Raw genomic sequence first — 22,377 nt, forward strand, 5'->3', positions numbered from 1 at the left:
ATGGAGCATTACGACTATATCATTGTGGGTGCAGGGTCTGCGGGCTGTGTGCTGGCGAACCGGTTGGGCGAAGATATACGCAAGCGCATTTTGGTGCTTGAGGCCGGGGGCAGCGACAATGCCATGATCGTGCGGATGCCGTCGGCCCTGTCGATCCCAATGAATACCAAACGCTTCAACTGGGGGTTCGTGACCGAGCCCGAGCCGCATCTGGATGGGCGTGTCATGAACCTGCCACGAGGCAAGGGGTTGGGCGGGTCGAGTTCGATCAATGGCATGTGCTATGTTCGTGGCAACCCAATGGATTATGAGCTTTGGGCGGATCACGGGGCCACGGGATGGAACTGGGCCAACGTGCTGCCCTATTTCAAGCGACTGGAAAGCGCATCGGACGCGGGCGCGTTTCGGGGGCGCAGTGGCCCGATCAAGGTGACAAGGGGGTTGGAAACCAACCCGCTGTATCAGGCGTTCATCGAGGCGGGCGTTCAGGCCGGATATGCCCGCAGCGCCAACATGAACGACCTTCAACATGATGGCTTCGGCCCGATGGAAATGAATGTCGGCGGGGGTGAGCGCTGCAGCGCCGCTGTTGCCTATCTGCGCCCGGCCATGGCGCGGGGCAACGTTCGGGTCGTGACCCACGCTCATACAACGCGCATCCTGACAAAGGGGCGCAAAGCGGTCGGCGTTGAATACGACCACAAGGGACACCGGGTTCAGGTGCGGGGGGCAGAGGTGATCTTGTCCGCAGGCTCGATCATGTCCCCCGTCATTTTGCAGCGGTCGGGCATCGGGCCGGGGGGTGAACTGCAACAGGCCGGGATCGACGTTGTCCATGACCTGCCCGGCGTTGGCGGTAATCTGATGGATCATCTGGAGTTGTACGTGCAGCAGGAATGCACGCAGCCGGTATCTCTCTACCCGCATATGAGCCTGATGGGCAAAGCCCGGATCGGAATGCGCTGGCTGCTGCGCCGTGATGGTCTGGGGGCGACTAATCACTTCGAGGCGGGGGCTCATATCCGCAGTCGTGCTGGTGTCCTTTACCCGGACATTCAGTTTCATTTCCTGCCGCTGGCTATTTCCTATGACGGGAAATCGTTGGCCAAGGGCCATGGGTTTCAGGTGCATGTCGGCACGAAAAGATCGAAAAGCCGGGGCAGAGTGCGGCTGAATGCGTCGGACCCGCTGGGTGCCCCTCGCGTCCGGTTCAACTATATGAGCTACGAGGACGATTGGCATGAGATGCGCACCTGTGTCCGCCTCACGCGCGAGATATTCCAGCAGCCCGCCCTGGCTCCATTTGCCGGTCAAGAACTTGCTCCGGGACCGGATTGCAACAGCGACGTGCAGATCGATCAGTTCATCAAGGACAAGGTCGAAAGCGCCTATCACCCCTGCGGCACCTGCCGGATGGGCGAGGATTCGCAATCCGTCATCGACCCCAAAACGATGCGCGTTCACGAGATGGACGGCTTGCGCGTCGTGGACGCCTCGATCATGCCGCAGGCCACGGCCGGAGATCTCAACGTGCCGACGCTGATGCTGGCCGAACGCGCCGCTGATCTGATCAAAGGCACCAACTTGCCCGCCGCCGATCCGGCGCCGATGATGGTGGATGAAAACTGGCAGAGCCGTCAGAGGTCGGGGACAATTGATATGGACCTGAGCGGCAAGGATACCGGCGCGCTATTTGCCGAAGAACGTAACCTTGCGGGTGGCACAACTTACCGATAACCGAGCATCGCCTTCTGATCGGCAAGCGGGCCCGCAAGGACCCGCCGCCTCGATCATGTTATTCGGGTAGGTATTTTTCTGACCAGCTCGTGCCCACGGCGCCAGCAGCGATCAGATCGTCGATCTGCCAGTCCTCATAACCCAGCCGTGCCAGAATGGTCCGCGTGTGCTGCCCATATTTCGGCATAGGCCCCGGAATGCTGATCTGTCCGGACTTTGGCCGCACCGCGTTCGGGGCTACCAGATCGCACCAGCGTCCCATCGGGTGCTGATCATGGCGAATGACGCGGAAAGTTGCATCGGCCAAATCGATATTACCCGCGCTTTCAAGCTGTAGCGCCTTGTCGCGTGTTTCATGTAGGGAGGCGAGCGGGACAACCGTGCTTTGACCCTCGGAGAATGCCTTTTGCCAGAACGAGAGGGGCCGTGTTCTGAACCGCTCTGATAACGCTTCGTGCAGATCGTCCGATGGCACCTCTGCGAGATCGGCAAGATCGGGTACACGGGCTAGCGCAGCCTTCCGCTCGGTCGGGGCGGCGTAGAACATCCACTGATCCGCCGCTTCATAGCAATGATAAAACGGGCCCCAACCCAGCGCCTCGCGGCCTGCGGGTTCGTCAAAGGGCGCGCGGCCGTCATAGTCATACATGAACTGCGCCTGGATAAGGTTGCCCGCCCCCGCCAGAGACGCCCGTGCAATGCCGCCCTTTCCGGTTTCGCGCAGGCGCAGCAAGGCGCCACCCAGCGCCACGCAGGAGCAGAAACCGGTCAACACGTCGATGGTTCCGAAATGCGCGTGTTCCTCGGGCGTGTCCATGCTGCCCCCAAAACGCACCATGACACCGGTTGCCGCCTGCGCAAGATCGTCATAACCCAGATGGTCCGATTTCGGCCCGCGCATCGGCCCACCGAACGCATCCAGCTGAACCAGAATGAGACGCGGATTGATCTCGTTAAGACGTTCGGGCGTTAGCCCCAGCTTATCGCGCTGCTCGTCCGTGCCGTTCATCGTTATCACGTCGGCTTCGGCAATGAGTTTGGCCAAAACCTCTTGCCCTTCGTCGCTGCGCAGGTTCAGCAGGATGTTTTCCTTTCCCCTTTGGGCGTGAATGCCAAAGACCACAGTGTTCCAAGGGTCGACCGAGGGCTCAACCGGCTGCACCAGCGTCACCTCGGCCCCATAGCGCGCCAAAGTTGACCCGATGGTCGGCCCTGCGATGACATTGGTCAGATCCAAAACTTTCAGGCCGTTCAGCCAGCCGCCGCCGCCTGAATTGCCGCTAGCGCGTGGGTCATCGGCCAGCAATGCGTCCAAATCAGCAGTCGTCGGACCGGTCTTTTCTGCCGCCGCCTCATCCCCGGACAACCAGGCCACGTTGCCCATCTGGCGCATCTCGCCGTGGCGGGCATCTTCGACCCGAAGAACCAGACCCGAGGCCAGCGCATGGGGATCAGCCAACCATTCCTTGCTGAACCGCTGCGCCGTGGCCGGGGCTTTGGCGGTGCCGAACAGCTCTTCCCACTCATGCGCGGGGCGGGTCAGAAACGCCTCTTTCATCGCCGAGGACACGCGCGCCCGATCAGAGGCTCCGACCGGGTAGTTGCGCATTGACCATTCCGCAGGCCAGTCCTTGGTGTCCAGATAGGCCGAGAAATCGGGCAGCTCGTCCGCCAGATCCTTGAGCCCCAGCGTTTCCAGCACCCGGCGCGGATGCGTGGCGACCGACCCCGAAACAACATAGAACCCCCGCCCGTCGGCACAGGTATATGTGCGGTAGAACGGGTCGAGGAATTCGGACAGTTCATCGAATTCGAGATTCATCGGCAAGCCTTCGGCGGCGCGCCGATCCAGTTCGACCTCGCGCGGGGACTTATAGCGTTCCGGGTAATCCTCGATCTGCTCGCAATTGTAGATTAGGCCTTCTAGCAGCGCGGCGGCTAGGGGGACCTCGATATGATCCCCGCCATTGCGCTCGCGCGCGTTCAGGGCGAACAGAACGGCCATGGCGCCAAAGCTTGCGCCGTAGGCCGAAGCCAGGGTCAGCGGTGTGAAGGACGGGTTGATGCCCATCAGTCGACGATTCAGGCCCATATCGGTGAATTGCCCGGTATAGGCGGCGATCACGGCCTCCCAGGCGGGCAGCGCGGCCAGTTCGGTATCGGTCGACGCAAAGCCGGGCATGGAGAGGTAGATCAGTTGGTCATTTGCCGCCCGTAAGACATCCGGCCCCAGCCCAAGGCGATTCATCACGCCCGGCCGGAAATTCTCGATCACCACATCGGCGCGTTTGGCCAGTTTGATCGCGGTATCGCGCCCCTCATCCGTTTTCAGATCCAGCGTCAGGGTTTTCTTCCCGCGTGAGATCATCCGAAAGGCGGGGTCGTCAAAGGCGGGGCCGTTTGGTGGGTCAATCCGAATGACCTCGGCCCCCATGTCGGCCAGCATCATGCCAACAAGAGGGGCCGCCAGGTATTGCCCGAAATCAAGGACGCGGATGTGGGATAGTGGGCGATGGGTCATGAGAGTTTCACACAGATTTTTCGTTAGGGGCTTGCGATTCACGAACAGATGAAAGGCAAACCCGCTGAAAGTACACTGGCCAAAACATGATGCACGATATAACAAATTGTTATGGAGAGAGTGATACGTCCCATCTCTGGTTCACTGAACGCCTTGCTGGTTCTTGAGGTCGCGGTGCGCCGCGCCAGCCTGTCCCGCGCCGCCGAGGAACTGGGGCTGAGCCAGCCTGCTGTTTCACGGCATATTTCAACGCTGGAAAGCCGGCTGGGGCAGGTGCTGTTCGAACGCAACAACAATCAGATCGTGCCCTCTGCCGCCGCTGTGCGGCTGGCTGATGCCGTGGCTTTGGGGTTTGGCCACCTGGATCAGGTCTGGACTGAGATTTCGGCGCCCGCCGACCGGCAGGAGGTGACGCTGGCCTGCTCGTTCGGCTTTGCCGACCAATGGCTGATGCCGCGATTCTCGGACCTTCGCGAGCATCTGGGCGGATCAAAAGTGCGGGTCGTCACAACCGACCAGCTGGGTGACATCGACCTGAGCCGTTTGGACGCCGCCGTGGTTTGGGACACTGCTGGATTGCCGGATCGACCGTTCATCCCGTTGATCAAATCCGAAGTGTTCCCCATCTGCAGCCCCGATTTCCTGGCCGCACACCCGGAAGCAAAGGACAATATTTCTCAGCTGCCGCCATCGCTGTTCCTGCATTTCGATGTCAGGGAATCCGGCTTTCTGACCTGGCAGGGATGGTTCGAACGTATGGGCCTGCAGGCGCCGCCCTTTGATCGGGAATCCGAATTCGACGCCTATCCTTTTCTGTTGCAATCCGTCCGGCGCGGAGAAGGGGTGGGCCTGGGCTGGCATGGTCTTGTCGATCAAGCGCTTGCGAAGGGCGAAATTCTTCGGCTAGGGCCGAGTATTTCCGACCGAGACTATTCCTATTTCCTGCAACATCGACCGTTCCGCGATAAAGAGGGCGCTCTGGCGCGCTTGGCGGATTGGTTCGAGACGGCGACTTCGGAAGATTTGGAAGGCATGGCGTAGGGGCTAAGCAATCAATCCGTGACGCGCTTCGGCGCAGTCAGGTATCGACCGCACCCTGAGGCAGACTCTCGCTCCAGTTCCGCAGTGCGTCCAGAAACCCAAGTGCGGTGCGACCCAATTCGGTGATCTCGTACTGGACCGAGACCGGTGCGGTATCCATCACTTCGCGTTTTACCAGACCGTGGGCCTCAAGCTGGCGCAGGCGTTCTGTGATCATCTTCTTGCTGGCGCCTCCAATCAGACGGGACAGATCGTTGAAGCGCACCGGGCCGTCCTTCAGATGCCACAGTATGGACCCGGTCCATTTCCCGCCGATGATCCGCATTCCACGCTCAATCGGACAAGGCTCTGAACAAGCGTCATAAACCTGTCGCCGCCCTTTGCCATCGTCTTCGAGACGTGCCCGCATCCTGCACCTCCATCGCTTAGGAACAAGGTTACCAAAAGTATACTAGTTGCATTTCCACCATTGGGAACACAACTTCATCACGTCGCCGCGCAAAGTCAAGCGGCATCTGAGTCAAGGAACAAGGATCCAGACATGAGCAACGTTCTGATCATCAACGGCACACAACCCTATGAATTCGCCCCGGGCCGGTTGAACGCAAGCCTGGCGCAAAAAGCGCGGGATGCGCTGGAAAGCAAGGGTCATGCGGTGCGCCTGACAACCATTTCGGACGGTTATGACATTGACGCCGAGGTGGACGCGCATGTCTGGGCCGATTTGGTCATCATGCAATTCCCGGTGAACTGGATGGGAACCCCCTGGGTTTTCAAGAAATACATGGACGAGGTCTACACCGCCGGAATGAACGGCCGCCTGGCCAACGGCGATGGCCGCACTACTGAAGCGCCGAAAGCGAATTACGGCATGGGCGGAGCGCTGAAGGACAAAAGATACTTGCTGTCCGTGACCTTCAACGCGCCGGAAGAGGCGTTCGAAAACCCGTCAGAACCCTTCTTTGCAGGTGACAGCGTCGATGACTTGCTGCGCCCGGTGCATCTGACCGCCAAGTTCCTTGGTATGCAGCAGCTGCCGACCTTCGCCGCGTTTGACGTGATGAAAAATCCGGAGATCGACGTAGACTTCAAACGCTTTGACACCCACCTGACCACCGTTTTCGCCGAGGCCGAACATGTCCCGACCTGATATCCATCTCTATACCGCGGCCACCATGAACGGCTACAAGCTGGTGATCTTTCTGGAGGAGGCGGGCGTTCCATATGACCTCACCGCCATTGATTTTTCAAAGCAGGAGCAGAAAACGCCGGATTTTCTGAAACTCAATCCCAATGGCAAAATCCCAACGATCGAAGACCGGGCTGAGGGGCGGGCGATTTTCGAAAGCGGGCTATCCTTTGGCACCTGGCCGAAAAATACGGGAAGTTTCTGCCCGCCGATCCGGTTAAACGGTCTGAGGTAATGCAATGGATGTTCTTTCAGGTCGGCCATGTCGGCCCGATGATGGGTCAGGCGATGTATTTCCAGCATATCGCCGCCCCGAACGGACATGAGGAACCGTTTTCGATCAAACGCTATGTCGACGAGTCTCGTAGGCTGTTGGAGGTTCTGAACACCCACCTTGAGGGCCGCGAATGGCTGGCGGCAGGGGAATATACTATCGCGGATATGATGATCTATCCTTGGGCGCGTGCGTATGTCTGGGCCCGCGCCAGCGTCGAAGGCCTGCCGCACCTTCAGGCTTGGTTTGACCGGATCGATGCCCGCCCGGCGGTGCAAAAGGCCCTTACCATTCCGAAAGCAAACCCGCATTTCTGGGATACAGAGGCCGATGCCAGCGCGTTTTCCAGGGAAAATGCGGCCCGGTTTGCCGAGGATGTCAGGAAAGACTGACGACGAATCCGCCATAGATCCCAACGATCATGGCGGAAATCGGCCCGAACTGTTCCGTCCCGTGTTGGGAGCAGCGTCATGTGATCGTGCACCGGGGACAAGCATATGTTCCGTACCGTTGCAGCCATCGCCTGTTTCCTTATCCTAGGTCATGTGCCTTCTTGGATAGGTAACTTGATCTTGGGGAGAGTGCAGTGTCAGCACCAACAATTCCCAAGACCCGGGCCTGGAAGACGTATCGCCATGAGTGAAACGACACTGGAGCATAAAAGCCTGCGGGCGAAACTCTTTTGGTGGCTGGAGCGGCCCGACCGCAGTGCGACCGGGCCATGGCTGCTTGAGATTGCGCTGATCCTTCTGATCTCACTCAATGTCACCGCTGTCATCCTGGAGACGGTAGCATCCATCTACACGCGCTGGCATCTTGCGCTTGACCTGTTCGAAGGGATTTCGCTGGTAGTTTTTGTGGCCGAGTATGCCGCGCGCCTTTGGGTTGCGCCGGAAGATCCAAACTACAAATCCCGTTTGGATTGGGTCAAGTCCCCGCTGGCCGTGATCGACCTTTTGGCGATATTGCCAGCGCTGCTCTACCTGTTTTTCCCGATGGATCTGCGCATCCTGCGGACATTCCGGATGTTGCGGCTACTCAAACTGACCCGCTATTCTCCGGCGCTTGGGATGTTGTTTGCCGTTTTCGAGGAAGAGGCCGGGTCCTTTTTTGCCGGGTTCTTCATTCTGATGGTCATGCTGGTTTTTGCCGCCAGTGGCGCCTGGATCGCCGAGCACGACGCGCAGCCCGAAGCGTTTGGATCAATCCCTGCGGCGATGTGGTGGGCCATGGCGACATTGACGACCGTAGGCTATGGAGATGTGACGCCCGTCACAGTGGCCGGGAAACTGTTTGGAGCTTTGATTACGGTGATCGGCATTGGCATGGCGGCCGTGCCAGCGGGGATCCTTGCCAGCGGCCTCAACGACCAGCTGCACCGGCGCCGCGCAAGGATGGAGCGAGAATTTCGAGCGGCGCTGGAAGATGGCGCCATCTGCGAAGATGAAGAAAAGGAAATCGAGACCCTGCGAAAGCAGTTAGGTCTTTCGCATCGCGCCGCAAATCACATTCGCGAACAGATTCATTCCGAGACGCAATCTGAGGCAGGCCGGTGCAAAACCTGTGGTCAGGCCCTTCCGCTGCCGGAGGAAACGCTGGATTAAGGTGCCAAGTTTCGCTGAAGAATTGGTAACCGCCCTCAGTTCAGAAACCAGTTTGCCGGATTGTCGTAGCAAACGCGCGTGACCAGACCCTCTGCCAATGCCATGTCGTCGGGCATATGGCCCTCGGACATCCAGCGGCCGATCATCTGGCACAGCAGGCGCCTGAAATACTCATGCCGCGGGAAGGACAGAAATGAGCGCGAGTCGGTCAGCATTCCGACGAACCGCGACAGCAGACCCATTTGCGCCAGCTGGGTCATCTGGCGCTCCATCCCATCGAGCTGGTCGTTGAACCACCAGGCCGTGCCCGCCTGTATTTTCCCCGGTTCGCTGCCGTCCTGAAAGTTCCCGGCTGTGGTCACCAGTATTTCGTTCTGTGAGGGGTCTAGCCCATACAGGATGGTCCGCGGCAGGCCGCCGTGGTTTTCAATGGCGTTCAGCAGCGCATTCAGCGGCGCCGCGATTGCAGCATCGTTGATCGAGTCGCAGCCGATATCCGGCCCAAGTAGATTGAACAGGCGCGTGTTTGTGTTGCGCAGCGCCCCGATATGGAACTGCATGACTAGCCCACGCTGTGTGTAGGCGCGGCCCAGTTCGATCAGGGTGGCAGCCTGAAAATCCGCCTGTTCCTGCGCGGTTGTCGGCTCGCCCCTGCGGGCGCGGTCCAGAATGGCGTCGCGGTCCGATCCGGTAAGGGGTTCGAACGCGGTCAGGCGGTCCAACCCGTGATCCGTCGCCTTGCACCCGGCTTCGACGAAGGCGTCCAGACGGACAAGCAGCGCCGTGATCAGATCGTCAAACCCTCTGATTTGGACACCTGAGGTGTCCGACAGCCGGTCGAGATAGGCCCCATAGCCGGACTTTTCGATCTTGAAGGCCGCGTCAGGGCGGAAACTTGGGGCTACTGTGAATCCCAGATCGGGATCCGCCGCCAGGGCCTTGTGGGCGCTCAAGTCGTCACAAGGATCATCCGTCGTTCCGACAAAGCGCACATTCATCTGCCGCAGCAATCCGCGCGCCGAGCAATCGTGCTGAGACAGTTTGGAACCGGCAACCTCCCAAACCTCTTCTGCGGTGTCGGGGCTCAGCACCCCCTGCCAGTCGAAGTAGCGGGACAGTTCTAGGTGACTCCAGTGATACAGCGGATTGCCCAGACAATGGGGCAGCGTTTCGGCAAAGGCGCGGAATTTGTCGCGGTAGCTGGCGCTGCCGGTGACATGTGCCTCGTCGATCCCATTCCAGCGCATCGCCCGCCATTTGTAATGGTCGCCTTCCAGCCAGATCTCTCCCAGATCGGACCAGACCCGGTCCTGCAGGATCGCCTGCGGGTCGAGGTGGTTGTGGAAATCGACGATAGGCAGCGGGGCCGCGACCTCATGATAAAGCCGTTCGGCCTGCGGAGTGGTCAGCAGGAAATTGTCGCTCAGAAATTCGGTCACGGGTTGAGGTCCTCCAGCTGCATGGCTTGGGACAGAGCCTCCCGTGCGCCAAGTATTGAAAGTGCCTGATAGGCGCTGTGAAGCGTGACTTGGAAACCGGGAGTGACCACGAGATCGGAGGGAAACACCTGCTCGAGGCCCAAAAGAGCGTCGAAATAGGTGTCTCCGTCGGGGAGATTGGCGCATTGTGCCAACGTATCGGCCAACGGGTCCTGAACGGTCAGGGCCGAACCGTCCTCCGTCTGCCCACGCAGAAACCGCATCCATCCCGCGACGGCCAAGGCTGAAATAGGCCAGGGCGAGCCGTCGGGCAGGTGATCAGCGATCGGGGTCAGCAGACGCTGCGGCAATTTCTGGCTGCCATCGGCCGCGATCTGGATCGTCCGGTGATGCAGATGGCTGTTGCTGAACCGCTCGATCAGGCGATCGGCATATGCGGTCAGGTCAATATGATCGGGCATGCGCAGGGTGGGGGCCTGCTCGTTCAGCATCAGGTGTCGAGCTGCTGCGCGGAACACCGGGTCCTGCATACAATCCGCTACAGTCTCATGCCGGGCCAGCGCCCCAAGATAGGCCAGACAGGAATGTGCGCCGTTCAGCATCCGCAGCTTCATCTCTTCGAACGGGGCGACATCGTCTACAAACTCGGCCCCGGCCAGATGCCAGTCAGGGCGACCGGCGGCGAAATCATCCTCAATCACCCATTGGCGAAACGGTTCGCACAAAATGCCGTTCGGGTCCGGGTGGCCCAGTATTCGTGTCAGCAGAACTTGGCCCTCATCGGTCATCGCGGGCACGATCCGGTCGACCATCGAACAAGGGAAGGTGCAGGTGTCGGCGATCCATTCCGCCAGCGTGGCGTCACGCATCTGGGCTAGCGCCAGAATCGCCTTTCGGCAGGCGTGACCATTTGCAGGCAGGTTATCGCAGGACAGGACGGTCAACCCGCCATGCTCTGCCGATCTGCGCCGATGCAGTCCCTCGACAATGGTTCCGATGGCGGTTTTGGGGGCTTGGGGGTTTTCAAGGTCGTGGCGGATGCCCGGCAAGGTCAGGTCAAGCTGATCCCCGGAAAGGCAATACCCTTTCTCGGTAATGGTCAGCGTGACGATACCTAAGGCCGGGCTGGCCATCAGGTCAGGTATCGCATCTGAGCCGTCCCGCCCGGGATGCAGGGTCTGTGTGATACAGCCGACCCGGCGAGCCGAGGCGCCTTGGTCGGATGTGGTGACAACGGCGTACCAGCCCCCCGCCTGATCCAGCACGCTCAGCTGGTCGGCCCCGGTATTCAACCGCGCCGCAACCACGCCCCAATCGGCTTGCGTTTCTTCCAACGCAAGATCGGTATAGAGCAGCGGATGCGCCCGGGCGAAGGCACCAAATCCAAGGTGCAGAATGCGCGGTCGCAAGGCGGAGCGGTCATATCCGGCCTGAACCACCGGGATGTCTGAGCTTTGCAAAACGTCCTCCTGTGCCCTTATTTCTGCATCTGAAAACGGTGGAGCCCACCGGACTCATGGCGTTGCCCCTGCACGGTTAGAGCCTGCCCCAGAGGTGTGCGGATTTCCACGTGATCGAAATGGGGCGACCTGTCGCCTGACATTGACCATGACAGAGTCGCTTCCTGCGCGCCGCCGCGAAGCTCAATCCGGGTCAGGCAGAATTGCCCGTCCATCGCGGCGGTGCTTTTGCCGTCATCGTCATACATCCATGAGGTGTAGGAGGCACCGTGTTGCGCAGCGGGAAAGGCCATCAGAACCCTGCGGCCCTCAAGCTCCGGCGCGGCCTGGCTGGTGTCTTCCGACAGCGGCAGCACCGCACCGCCTTTCACAAAAACCGGGGTGCTGGACAAGGTGACCGGCAGCTCGAGGCGGGTTCCACCCGGGTGCCAGGTTTCGGTCTCCAGATGCCACCAGCCGCCGGGCCACTCGGGCAGAACAACGTCGCGGTGCGTTGCGCCCGGTTCAATGACCGAGGCCACCAGCAGGTCCGGCCCAAGCATGAAATCGAACTGACAGCCCCGGCAGGCGGGGTCGTCTGGAAAGTCCAGAAACAGGGGTCTGAGGATCGGCTCCTGCGCGGTCGCCGCGCGATACAGCTGGGTATAGAGATAAGGTAGCAGACGATAGCGCAGACGGATCGCGTCGCGCACGAGGTCCGTAACCTCGGGGTGCATCCAGGGTTCGTTGACCGTGCCGTCGTCATTCCAGGAATGAATGGTGAAACGCGGGTGGAAAACCCCGTTCTGGACCCAGCGCAGAAACAGTTCCGGATCGGGTTTTGCCCCGGCAAACCCGCCGACATCATGGCCGATGTTGAAAAACCCCGACATACTGAGCCCCAGCCCCATCGGGATATTCCATTTCAACGTCTCCCAACTGGTTCGGTTGTCTCCGGTCCAGGTCTGGGCATAGCGCTGTGTGCCCGGCGCGGCGCAGCGGGAAATCAGATAGGGCCGCGTGTTGGGGTCAAAAGCACGCTGCGCCTCGTCCGAGGCGCGGGTCATGAGCTGGCTCATTAAAGGGCGGACTTGTTCAATGCCGCATTCTTCACCGAAACCATTGCAGCGGGCAGCACTGTCCCAGATTTCATATTCGTTATTGTCATTCCACGTCGAGCCGATCCCGCGCTGTAACAGCGCGTCGGTGACATTCGATTGCCACCAGCGGATAGTGGCCGGGTTGGTGAAATCCAGATGGCTGCCTTGCCCGTCCCAGAATTGCGAGGTCTCGGGGGCATCTGTGTCTGGGTCCCGCACAAACAGGCCGTCTCGGGCGGCTGCGTCATATTGTGGGTGATCGTCCAGAAGCACCGGTTTGATATTGGCGATCAGGTGGATGCCTTCCGCCACAAACTCATCGGTGACCGTCTGAAAGCGGGGGAACTTGTCGGTGTTCCAGTTGAAGACGTAACGGCGGTCTTCAATCGAGGTGTAGCCCGACGACATCTGAAAACTGTCGCAGGGAATGTCGTGTTCTCGCAGTTGGCCCAGAAATCCCAGCATCTGATCCTGAGCGTTTTCGGCATCGGTGTAAGCCATCGAAGACGCAGAGTAACCCAGGCTCCAGCGCGGCAGAAAGGCTGTGCCGCCCGTCAGCGCTGCATGTTGTTTGATCACGCCGCGCAGGTCCGGTGCCCAACTGACATAGAGGTCCAGATCGCCGGCCTCGGCCCTCCAGAGCCGATAGGGGGCGTGGTAGTTGTCCAGCTCGTTCCCCAGATCGAACCAGCTTGTCGACAGGTTGTCGTAGAACAGCGCCGATGCTCCCGAGACGGGGCGTTCGGTGATTGTGAAGGGGATGTGCTTGTACAAAGGGTCCGTGCTGCGCGCGTCATATCCCATTGCATCTAGATTGCGCATCTCGAACCGGCGGCCGTTGCGCTCCAGTGGCCCGGTTTTTTCACCCAGCCCGAAGTACCGTTCCCCCGGAAAACGGTGCATGAAATGTGCCACTTGCCGACCGTTCCGGGCGATCTGATAGGCACCGGTGGTGCGATCCTCGGCCAAAGGCTGCCATGGCTGCGCCGGATCGGTCCTGCACTCCCATCGCAAGGCCAGCGGTTCCAGAACGCTCAGGCGCAGTTGGTCGGTTTCCAGAACCAGACCGTTGTTCAGATCAACCCTGCAACCCGGGCACGCGAACCCGCTGCGATCCTCGCGGTGTCGCCCCTGCCAGGGGACATCGCCCGCAGGCGCCACCGACCAGCTTTTGTCCATCTGCCATTGCCCATCCCGCAAAAGCTGCACACGGATCAGATTGTGCTCCAACACCACAATCTTCATCAGGTGCTGGCCCTCAACCAGCAGGGTCAACCCATCTCGGTCATGATGCTGTAGGGTCCAGTGACGCAGAGGTTTCATGGTGCGACCTCAATACCCAAGCAGCAAACGCGGCAAGAACAGGCTGATCTGCGGAAAGTAAGTCACGATCAGCAGCAGAACCACCAGCACCGCATAGAACGGAAGCATGGGGCGGATGACCTCGCCAATCTTCACCCCGCCGACCGAGCAGCCCACAAACAGGGCTGACCCGACCGGGGGTGTGCAGATCCCGATGCACAGGTTGAAAGTCATCACCACGCCGAAATGCACCGGGTCCATACCCAGATCGCTGACCACAGGCAGGAAGATCGGTGTAAAGATCAGCAGGGCAGGGGTCATATCCATGAAAGTACCGACCACCAGCAGGGCGATGTTGATGATCAACAACAGCACCAGCGGGTTCTCGGACAGGCCCAGCAACGCATCCGAGATCGAATAGGGAATATCGGCAAATGCCATCGCCTTGGACATCGCAATCGAACACCCGATCATCAGCAACACGATCGAGGTCGTCACCGCGCTTTCCAGAATGATCCCCGGAAGCTCTTTTACCGTGATCTCGCGATACCAGACCAGCGCCAGGAACAACGTATAGACCACCGCCACGGCCGAGGCTTCGGTGGCGGTGAAAATGCCTCCGACGATGCCCCCCATCACGATCACGATCAGACCCAGCGGCAGCATTGCGTTCAGGGCTTTCTCGGAGGTTTCGCGCAGCGACGGCCGTTCGGCCACGGGGTATCCGCGCCGTTTGGCAATGAGGCCTGCAACCACCATCAGGCAGACCCCCATCAGGATGCCGGGCAGGTAACCCGCCACGAACAACGCCGCGACCGAGGTTCCGTTAGTGATCAACGAATAGACAATGAAGGTGGAACTGGGCGGGATCAAAAGGCCCGTCGGACACGAGGCGACGTTCACGGCCGTGGAATAGGCTGGATCATAGCCTTCCTTGCGCTGAAGCGGGGACATGACTCCGCCCACCGCCGCTGCTGACGCCACGGCCGAGCCCGAGATCGATCCGAACATCATGTTGGCGATGACGTTGCAATGGGCCAGAGCCCCCGGCAGTCGTCCACCAAGGACCTTGGCAAACTCGATCAGGCGCAGCGCGATGCCGCCGCGGTTCATGATGTTGCCGGCAAGGATGAAGAACGGGATCGCCAGCAGGGTGAAACTGTCCAACCCCGACGCGACCTGCTGTGCCACGATATAGACCGACTGGTCGAAGGACATGAACAGCAGGAACGTGGCCAGCGCCGATAGGCCAATGGAAAACGCAATCGGAACGCCCAATGCCATGAGCAGGGCGAAAGTTCCGAAAAGTGTGGCGACAGACTGAATATCCATGACAGGCTCCTAGTCCAAAGGCCCGCCGGGGGCGATCGGCTCTAACCGTTCATTCGGGCCTTGGCCTGTGCTCGCCAAATCAACCACAAACCCCAGGCAATAAAACAGGATGGCCAGCCCCGAGGCCGGGATGGCGATGTAGACCACCCCCATCGGCAACCGCAGCGCAGGCGAGACCTGCCCGGTCTCGAGCGTGCGCGAGACGAGGTTCCAGCCGCCATAGAGCATGACCACACAGGCAAACAGCGCGATTGCGCCAATGATGGCCCCGTTGACCAATAGGCGCGGCACCCCATGCGTGATCGTTGGCAGCAGGTCGATTGCCAGGTGTCGACGCTGCCCCAACGTGTAGGCTCCGCCCAAAAGAGCCACCCAAATGAACAGGAAACGCGCCATTTCATCAGTGACAGTGCTGGGGGTGCCCAGAACGTACCGTGAAAAAACCTGCCAGATCACGCAGGCCACCAGGACCGCAAATGCGATCACGATAGTGAGGCGAAGCACGGTATCCACCGCCGCAGTCATTTGTTTCATCAATTTCCTCCCAACGGGGCCGGGGTCCTCACCCGGATCGTTTCGCCACTGCTCTTGCCCTATAAAACAAAATTGGTCAACCAATTTGTGATTTTTGGTTGACTAATTTTAATTATTGGGCGATCACATTGCCTGTCACAGGCCGGCGGGCGGTCCGTGGCGCCGAATCAGTTCTTATTCATGCAGGTTCCGAACAGCCTGCCGCACCGGCCCGCGATTGGGAGGAGACTATGTCCAAATTCTCGAAGATCACCGCTGCCATGGCGGTCAGTTTCATGGCCCTGTCGGTTGCGGCCGAGGCCAAGACCCTGCGGCTGAACCACAACAACCCCGAAGACCACCCGTTGCACAAGTCGATGGAGTTCATGGCGGACCGGGTCGAAGAACTGACCGACGGCGATCTCAAGATTCGCATCTTTGCCAACGCACAGCTTGGCACCCAGCGCGAATCGATGGAGTTGATGCAGAACGGCTCGCTGGATATGGCGCGGTCGAATGCCAGCGAACTGGAAGCGTTCGAGGAATCCTATGGCGCGCTGAACCTGCCCTATATTTTCACCAGCGCCGATCATTACTTTGACGTTCTCAGCAGCGATGTGGGCGACGACATTCTGGCCTCTTCGGCAGACAAGGGCTTTATCGGGCTGACCTATTATATCGAAGGTGCGCGGTCTTTTTATGCCAACAAGGAAATCCACTCACCGGCCGATCTGGCAGGCATGAAAATCCGGGTGCAACCCAGCCCCTCGGCCATTCGGATGGTTGAGCTGCTGGGCGGCAACCCGACACCGATTGCATGGGGTGAGCTTTACAGCGCGCTGCAGCAGGGTGTGGTCGATGGGGCCGAAAACAACCCGATGGCGCTGACCAGCGCGCGGCACGGCGAGGTGTCCAAGGTTTATTCCGATGACGGTCACACGATGATCCCGTCCGTGGTGATGATCTCGACCCAGAGCTGGAACGACCTGAACGAAGATCAGCAAGCGGCTTTGCGTCAGGCGGCCAGGGATTCGATGGTGTTCCACCGCGAACAATGGGACGCCATGAGCGCCGCTGCTGTCGAGCAGGCGAAGACCGAACTGGGCGTCAAGTTCATCGAGGTTGAAAAAGGCCCCTTCATCGAGGCGGTTCTGCCGATGCATGAAGAGGCTGCGGCGAACTCACCGGTGGTGGCGGACCTGATCCAGCGCATCAAGGCAATGGCCCCTTAAGTTAGGAACGGCGCGATGCTTGAACGGTCAGAATTGGCGGAAAACGCACTTCAGGCGCTGCATGACGAGGCCTATGATGTGCCTCTGAACCCGCAGAACCTGAACGCCGATACGCTGCTGTTTACTGGCGGCCGGGCATCGCGCCCCCTTGATGGGTTCTGGAAATTCTGTGTCGATCTATTGGACACCGGACTGCGCCAGAAATGGTATGAGATGCAGCCCGCAGCCCCCGAAGACCGGACAGAGCCCTGGGACTATGACCCGTTTGATGGCGAGACCGTGCGAATTCCGTCGAACTGGGCCATGCTGAAAGAAAAATGGTATTTCTTCGAAGGCAGCGCCTGGTACACGCGGGCGCTGGATGTCGAGGAAATTGACCCCGCGCGGCGGCAATTCCTGCGTATCGGGGCCGCAGCTTATGCCTGCAAGATTTTCCTGAACGGAGAGTTTCTCGGCAATCACTACGGTGCCTCGACGCCGTTTTGCGTGGAACTGACCGGAAAGCTGCGGCCGGGGCGCAACTGGCTGATGGCCTGCGTCAACAACACCCGCACGCTGGACCGCGTGCCGATGCGCAACACCGACTGGTTCAACTATGGCGGCCTCTATCGTGAGGTGGCGCTGTATGACACGCCCCAGACCGTGATCCGGAACTTCGCGATCCATCTGGTGCCCGATGGCAGCTATTCCCGCATCAAGGTCGAACTAGTGGTAGACGGCCTCGATGCTGGACCGGCCCGTGTGGACATCCCCGAGCTTGGCCTGTCGCAGGATATCCCGATCCAGAACGGGCAGAGTGAGGCCGAGATATCTGCCCGCCCGGTGCTTTGGTCGCCTGACAATCCGAAACTCTATGATGTCAGCGTCACTCTGGGCGCGGACCAGGTGGCCGACCGGGTCGGGTTCCGTCAGATCGAAGGGCGCAGCACGGATATCCTGCTGAACGGAGAGCCGATCTTCCTGCGTGGAATATCCGTTCACGAAGACGATGCCACTTTGGGCAAAGTCACGAATGAGGCTGACCTGCGCCGACGTTTCGAGCACGCGCGGGAACTGGGCTGCAACTTCCTACGCCTGGCGCATTACCCACATCATGAACGGGCGGCCGAAATTGCTGATGAGTTGGGCTTTTTGCTGTGGGAAGAAATTCCGGTTTACTGGGCCATCGATTTTACCAACCCCGCCACCTATCGAGATGCCGAAAATCAGCTGCGTGAGCTGATCATGCGCGATCGCAACCGCGCCTCGGTCATCATCTGGTCGGTGGGTAATGAAAACCCCGATACCGACGCGCGTCTGGATTTCATGCGCCGTCTGGCCGAAACCGCCAAGGCGCTGGACCCCACGCGCCTGACCTCGGCCGCCTGTCTGGTCAACCACAGCCAGAACCGGATCGAAGACCGTCTGGCCGACCATATCGACGTGATCGGGCTGAACGAGTATTACGGCTGGTACGAAGAAGATTTCGAGGATCTGGCCCGGATCGGTGCCAATTCAGCGCCGGAAAAACCCGTTGTGATCTCGGAAACCGGCGCGGACGGGGTGATCGGCCCAAATGGTCCCAAGACCGGGCTGTTCAGCGAAGATTACATGGCAGAGGTCTATCGCCGCCAGATCGATACCCTCCGGCGTCTGGACTATATCAAAGGCATGTCGCCGTGGATTCTGTACGACTTCCGGGTAGAACGCCGCCAGAACAAGTTCCAGAACGGCTATAATCACAAAGGCCTGATCGCCGCAGACAAGAAAACGAAAAAGCAGGCATTTCACATTCTGGCTGAGTATTACCACCAGATCGCCGACACGACCGAAGACAACAAGACGGAGACCGCATGACCGACGCCTCGAAACGCCCCTATCAGGAAGTGGCCGCGCAGCTGGTTGAACGGATCGCGCAGGATGGCTTCAAACCGGGGGACAAGTTCCCGACCGAGCGCCAGATCTCGAAAGAGATGGGGATTGGCCGGTCGCTGGTGCGCGAGGCATTCATCATGCTTGAGATCGAAGGCTACCTGGACGTCCGCAAGGGTTCGGGCAGCTACGTGCGGGATCGTCAGCCCGGCCGGTCAGGCCTGACCGGTGGTGATTATGGCCCGTTCGAGCTGTTACAGGCACGGCAACTGTTGGAAAGCAGCATCGCCGGGTTCGCGGCGACCACGGTGACCAAAGGCGATATCCTGTCGCTGCGTGAAACACTTGAGTTGGAGAAACGCTCGATCGAAACCGGCGAAGACGACTACAGCGCGGATCGCCAGTTTCACCTGCAAATTGCCGAGGCCACGCAGAACTCGGTTCTGGTCAACCAGATTGATACGCTCTGGCATTTGCGGGAATCCAGCCCGATGTGGGACAGGCTGCATTCGCGGATTTTCGACATCGGTTATCGCAGTCAATGGCTGGACGATCACGCGGCCGTCCTCGAGGCGTTGCGCCGTCGTGATGCAGAGGGCGCGCGACAGGCGATGTGGCAACATCTTGAAAATGTCCGGCTGACACTTTTGGACCTGTCGGACGTCGAAGATCCCGAATTTGACGGGTTTTTGTATTCCAAAACGGTCTCGGGTTAAGCGCGGGGAACAGGGGGCAGTCATGTTGGAAAGTTGGCGTTGGTTCGGGCCGAAAGACCCTATTCCGCTTGCTCATATCCGTCAGACCGGCGCGAAGGGGATCGTTACCGCCTTGCATGAGGTTCCCAACGGTCAGGACTGGCCGGAAGAGGCGATCAAAGCTCGCCGCGAGTTGATCGAAGCGGCGGGGCTGCGCTGGGTGGTGACCGAAAGCATTCCGGTGCATGAGGACATAAAAACCGGTGCGCCTGGCTGGGAGCGCTATGCACAAATCTGGGCCGAAAACCTGCGCCGCCTGGCCCGTCAGGGCATCCGCAACATCTGTTACAACTTCATGCCGGTGCTGGACTGGACGCGTACCGATCTGAACTATGCCCTGCCCGACGGGGCGCTGGCCTTGCGGTTCGATTTCAGCGCCTATGCCGCCTTTGACCTGTTCGTTTTGCAGCGCGACGGAGCGCAGGACAGCTATACGGCACAGGATCTGGCGGCGGCGGAAGACTGGTATGCGAAGGCTGATCAGCCGATGCTCGACAAGTTGACGCGAACGATTATTGCTGGCCTGCCGGGGTCTGAGGAAAGCTATACGCTGGATACCTTCCAGGCCTGCCTTGCGGCTTATGACGATCGCGATCATGCGTCGCTCAGGCACCAGCTTGCCGCGTTTCTTGAAATCGTTCTGCCAGTGGCCGAGGCCGAAGGGGCAAAGCTGTCGATCCATCCTGACGACCCGCCCATGGATATTTTTGGCCTGCCTCGGATCGTCTCGACCCAGGCCGATCTAGAGGCCATTGATGCAATCTCTGCGTCGCCAGCGATGGGATTCACCTTGTGCACCGGATCGCTGGGTGCGCATTCTGAAAACGATTTGGTCGCAATCGCGCGTTCGCTCGGGCCACGCATCCATTTCGCGCATCTGCGCGCGGTAAAACGCGAAGACGACCCCCGGAGTTTTCACGAAGACATGCATCTGGCCGGTGATCTGGACATGATCGGGGTCGTGCGCGAAATCATGCGGGTGGAGCGTGAAACAGGCGTTCAAATCCCGATGCGGCCAGATCATGGGCATCGCATTCTCAGCGATCTGGAACGGGATTCGGTTCCCGGCTATCCCGCAATCGGACGGCTGCGCGGCCTAGCAGAGCTGCGCGGTGTCATGCACACTCTAAGTGCTGTCGGCATCTGACATGGTGGCCGCATCTAAAACACTTCTGTGCATCGGCGAGTGCATGGTCGAAATGTCGCCACGGGGCGACGGCGTTTTTCATCAAGGGTTTGCAGGGGACGTATTCAATACGGCATGGTATGCGCGCAAACGGATGAGTGAGGACTGGCGTGTTTCGTTTTATTCCCGGGTCGGGAGCGATGCGTTGTCTGACCGTTTTGTGGAATTCACCAAGGCGCATGGCATCGATTCCGGCATGATCCGGCGTGATCCCGACCGGACCATGGGCCTGTATCTGATCGAACTGAATGAGGGTGAGAGGAGTTTCGTCTATTGGCGCGACCATAGCGCCGCCCGCAAGTTGGCCGCCGATCCGCAGGAGTTGGAACAGGTGGTCGCGGGCAGCGACCTGATCTATTTCTCTGGAATTACGCTTGCCATTCTCGCGGAAACGGATCGAGAAACCCTGACGGGCGTGCTGGAAACTGCACGAAAACAGGGAAAGCAGGTGGCCTTCGATCCCAATATCCGGCCAAGGTTATGGCAAAGCACGGCCGATATGCGCCGTTGGATCGAAGCTGGCGCGCGGATTGCAGACATCATCCTGCCGTCTTTCGAGGATGAGCAGACGGCTTTCGGCGACAGTGATCCCGAAGCCACCGCAAAGCGATACTGCGCGCTCGGCGGTGGTCTCGTCATCGTCAAGAACGGCGGGGACGACGTCACATGTCTTGAAACGCCAGACGCTCCCGTCATCCGGGTGCCAGTGCGGCAGGTGCAGCAGGTTCGCGACACAACCGCCGCCGGGGACAGTTTTAACGGGGCATTTCTGGCGGCCTGGGGAAATGGCGAACCTCTCGAGACATCGGTGCACCAAGCCGCAGACAATGCAGCGGAAGTCATCGGCAGCTTTGGCGCGTTGGTTTGAGGTCTAGGTCTTGCAGGGCCGTTAGTCGCACTAAAACCAAGCGCGTTGCGTGTCCTTGTCCGCGGATCAGGCGCGGTCAACTTGTGGACGAACCGTTACGGGCGAACGGCAGCTTTCGAATCCCGGTTGGAATTCCGGTGCCGTGCGTATAGTGCAAATGCCATCTCAGGCTTCGCATTCGATTGATGCGGAATGGACATTTGTAACGGTTTAATCCTATGCCCGAACACTCGATTGGTTTGATGCGCTCAGTTGCTTTCTGCATCTCGCTGGTGGCCACTCCTGTACTTGCTGAACAGTCTCTGGAAAGCGAAGCAAGTGATCCGACCGCGTCCCTCATGGCGTTCCAGTTGCAGAACTTTTATTCGCCGGCGCTGCATAACAGGTCCGGGTCCCAAAACGTTCTTCAGTTCCGCGGCGCGATCCCATTCCACCTGGGGGGGACGGATAATATCGCACGCCTCACGCTGCCGTACTTCACCCATAACGATGGGGGGGAAACCGGATTTACGGATGCCACGTTGTTCAACCTCACGACCTTTGATCGCCCATGGGGCCGGTTCGGCGCCGGAGTTGTTGCCTTGCTGCCAACAGGCAGCGATGGGCTGAGCGCGGAAAAGTGGGCACTGGGTCCTGCAGCCGGTTTCGTGGCGCAGACTGAATGGGGGCTACTGGGGCTTTTCAACCAGAACCTCTTTACCGTCGCGGGCGACAACGCGCGTCGGGATGTGAACCTGTCGACTCTGCAACCGATCGTGAATGTCGAGCTTGACGATGGGTGGTCAATCGGAACATCCGAGATGAATATCGTCTATGATTGGCAAAGCAGCGAATTTGTTGCGTTGCCGGTGGGGATCAAATTGTCCAAGCTGACGCAGCCGGGCCGTTTGCCTGTGCAATGGCAATTGAGCTACGAGCGTGACTTCTATGACTCAGGGACAGGCCCGCGCGACACGATTGGTCTGACGGCCAAGCTGCTGGTTCCCAAATAATG

General features: G+C 59.6%; 19 protein-coding genes. 12 read left to right on the forward strand and 7 right to left on the reverse strand.

The features are described 5' to 3' along the window. On the forward strand, window positions 1-1,737 hold the full coding sequence (betA, locus tag ACR0KW_RS18625) for a choline dehydrogenase (RefSeq protein WP_480806379.1): 1,737 nt from the start codon (window positions 1-3) through the stop codon (window positions 1,735-1,737). Window positions 1,738-1,795: 58 nt separating this feature from the next. Here the strand turns inward: betA and ACR0KW_RS18630 are convergent, their stop codons facing one another. Continuing rightward, a complete protein-coding gene (locus tag ACR0KW_RS18630; protein ID WP_480806317.1) occupies window positions 1,796-4,258 on the reverse strand; it encodes a CoA transferase in 2,463 nt (820 codons plus the stop codon). A gap of 120 nt (window positions 4,259-4,378) precedes the next feature. Between ACR0KW_RS18630 and ACR0KW_RS18635 the strand changes: the two genes are divergently transcribed. Further along, window positions 4,379-5,299 carry a LysR family transcriptional regulator gene (locus ACR0KW_RS18635; RefSeq protein WP_480806318.1) on the forward strand — a complete coding sequence of 307 codons (921 nt, stop codon included), beginning with the start codon at window positions 4,379-4,381 and terminating at the stop codon, window positions 5,297-5,299. Between the two features lie 37 nt (window positions 5,300-5,336). On the opposite strand, the gene ACR0KW_RS18640 is transcribed toward ACR0KW_RS18635, so the two are convergent. Continuing rightward, window positions 5,337-5,708, reverse strand: coding sequence for a winged helix-turn-helix transcriptional regulator (locus tag ACR0KW_RS18640; protein ID WP_480806319.1), 372 nt, complete (start codon window positions 5,706-5,708; stop codon window positions 5,337-5,339). Between the two features lie 132 nt (window positions 5,709-5,840). Between ACR0KW_RS18640 and ACR0KW_RS18645 the strand changes: the two genes are divergently transcribed. The 4 genes from ACR0KW_RS18645 to ACR0KW_RS18660 all read left to right on the forward strand — a co-directional run bounded on the left by ACR0KW_RS18645 (window position 5,841) and on the right by ACR0KW_RS18660 (window position 8,366). Next, window positions 5,841-6,449: an NAD(P)H-dependent oxidoreductase gene (locus tag ACR0KW_RS18645; RefSeq protein ID WP_480806320.1), complete on the forward strand. Its 609-nt coding sequence runs from the start codon at window positions 5,841-5,843 to the stop codon at window positions 6,447-6,449. After that, a complete protein-coding gene (locus ACR0KW_RS18650; RefSeq protein ID WP_480806321.1) occupies window positions 6,436-6,723 on the forward strand; it encodes a glutathione S-transferase N-terminal domain-containing protein in 288 nt (95 codons plus the stop codon). Before ACR0KW_RS18645 ends, ACR0KW_RS18650 begins: the two co-directional genes overlap by 14 nt. After that, window positions 6,723-7,154, forward strand: coding sequence for a glutathione binding-like protein (locus ACR0KW_RS18655; RefSeq protein WP_480806322.1), 432 nt, complete (start codon window positions 6,723-6,725; stop codon window positions 7,152-7,154). Before ACR0KW_RS18650 ends, ACR0KW_RS18655 begins: the two co-directional genes overlap by 1 nt. A 243-nt stretch (window positions 7,155-7,397) precedes the next feature. Continuing rightward, on the forward strand, window positions 7,398-8,366 hold the full coding sequence (locus ACR0KW_RS18660; protein ID WP_480806323.1) for an ion transporter: 969 nt from the start codon (window positions 7,398-7,400) through the stop codon (window positions 8,364-8,366). 35 nt (window positions 8,367-8,401) lie between these two features. Here ACR0KW_RS18660 and uxaC read toward each other — a convergent pair whose 3' ends face one another. The 5 genes from uxaC to ACR0KW_RS18685 are packed head-to-tail and all read right to left on the reverse strand — an operon-like array spanning window position 8,402 to window position 15,512. Further along, the gene (gene uxaC / locus ACR0KW_RS18665; protein ID WP_480806324.1) at window positions 8,402-9,805 is read right to left on the reverse strand and encodes a glucuronate isomerase; all 1,404 of its coding nucleotides are present in this window, start codon (window positions 9,803-9,805) and stop codon (window positions 8,402-8,404) included. After that, on the reverse strand, window positions 9,802-11,265 hold the full coding sequence (locus ACR0KW_RS18670) for a mannitol dehydrogenase family protein (RefSeq protein ID WP_480806325.1): 1,464 nt from the start codon (window positions 11,263-11,265) through the stop codon (window positions 9,802-9,804). The genes uxaC and ACR0KW_RS18670 overlap by 4 nt, the downstream gene beginning before the upstream one ends. Window positions 11,266-11,282: 17 nt before the next feature. Next, complete coding sequence (locus ACR0KW_RS18675) at window positions 11,283-13,667, reverse strand: glycoside hydrolase family 31 protein (RefSeq protein WP_480806326.1); 2,385 nt, start codon at window positions 13,665-13,667, stop codon at window positions 11,283-11,285. 9 nt (window positions 13,668-13,676) lie between these two features. Beyond that, window positions 13,677-14,978 (reverse strand): TRAP transporter large permease, encoded by a 1,302-nt coding sequence (locus tag ACR0KW_RS18680; RefSeq protein WP_480806327.1) that lies wholly within the window; start codon window positions 14,976-14,978, stop codon window positions 13,677-13,679. A 9-nt stretch (window positions 14,979-14,987) separates the two neighbouring features. Further along, window positions 14,988-15,512 carry a TRAP transporter small permease gene (locus ACR0KW_RS18685; RefSeq protein WP_480806328.1) on the reverse strand — a complete coding sequence of 175 codons (525 nt, stop codon included), beginning with the start codon at window positions 15,510-15,512 and terminating at the stop codon, window positions 14,988-14,990. Window positions 15,513-15,742: 230 nt separating this feature from the next. Here ACR0KW_RS18685 and ACR0KW_RS18690 point away from each other — a divergent pair, with 230 nt between their 5' ends. The 6 genes from ACR0KW_RS18690 to ACR0KW_RS18715 all read left to right on the forward strand — a co-directional run bounded on the left by ACR0KW_RS18690 (window position 15,743) and on the right by ACR0KW_RS18715 (window position 22,375). After that, window positions 15,743-16,723: a TRAP transporter substrate-binding protein gene (locus tag ACR0KW_RS18690; protein ID WP_480806329.1), complete on the forward strand. Its 981-nt coding sequence runs from the start codon at window positions 15,743-15,745 to the stop codon at window positions 16,721-16,723. Between the two features lie 15 nt (window positions 16,724-16,738). Beyond that, window positions 16,739-18,559 (forward strand): glycoside hydrolase family 2 protein, encoded by a 1,821-nt coding sequence (locus ACR0KW_RS18695; protein ID WP_480806330.1) that lies wholly within the window; start codon window positions 16,739-16,741, stop codon window positions 18,557-18,559. After that, window positions 18,556-19,290, forward strand: a complete 735-nt coding sequence (locus tag ACR0KW_RS18700; RefSeq protein ID WP_170327686.1) for an FCD domain-containing protein — start codon at window positions 18,556-18,558, stop codon at window positions 19,288-19,290. The genes ACR0KW_RS18695 and ACR0KW_RS18700 overlap by 4 nt, the downstream gene beginning before the upstream one ends. A 22-nt stretch (window positions 19,291-19,312) precedes the next feature. Further along, on the forward strand, window positions 19,313-20,476 hold the full coding sequence (uxuA, locus tag ACR0KW_RS18705; protein WP_480806331.1) for a mannonate dehydratase: 1,164 nt from the start codon (window positions 19,313-19,315) through the stop codon (window positions 20,474-20,476). A gap of 1 nt (window position 20,477) precedes the next feature. After that, window positions 20,478-21,383: a sugar kinase gene (locus ACR0KW_RS18710; RefSeq protein ID WP_480806332.1), complete on the forward strand. Its 906-nt coding sequence runs from the start codon at window positions 20,478-20,480 to the stop codon at window positions 21,381-21,383. Between the two features lie 242 nt (window positions 21,384-21,625). Then, on the forward strand, window positions 21,626-22,375 hold the full coding sequence (locus ACR0KW_RS18715; RefSeq protein ID WP_480806333.1) for a hypothetical protein: 750 nt from the start codon (window positions 21,626-21,628) through the stop codon (window positions 22,373-22,375). The last annotated feature ends 2 nt before the right edge of the window (window positions 22,376-22,377 follow it).

The sequence above is a fragment of the Ruegeria sp. CG11 genome, assembly GCF_056537245.1.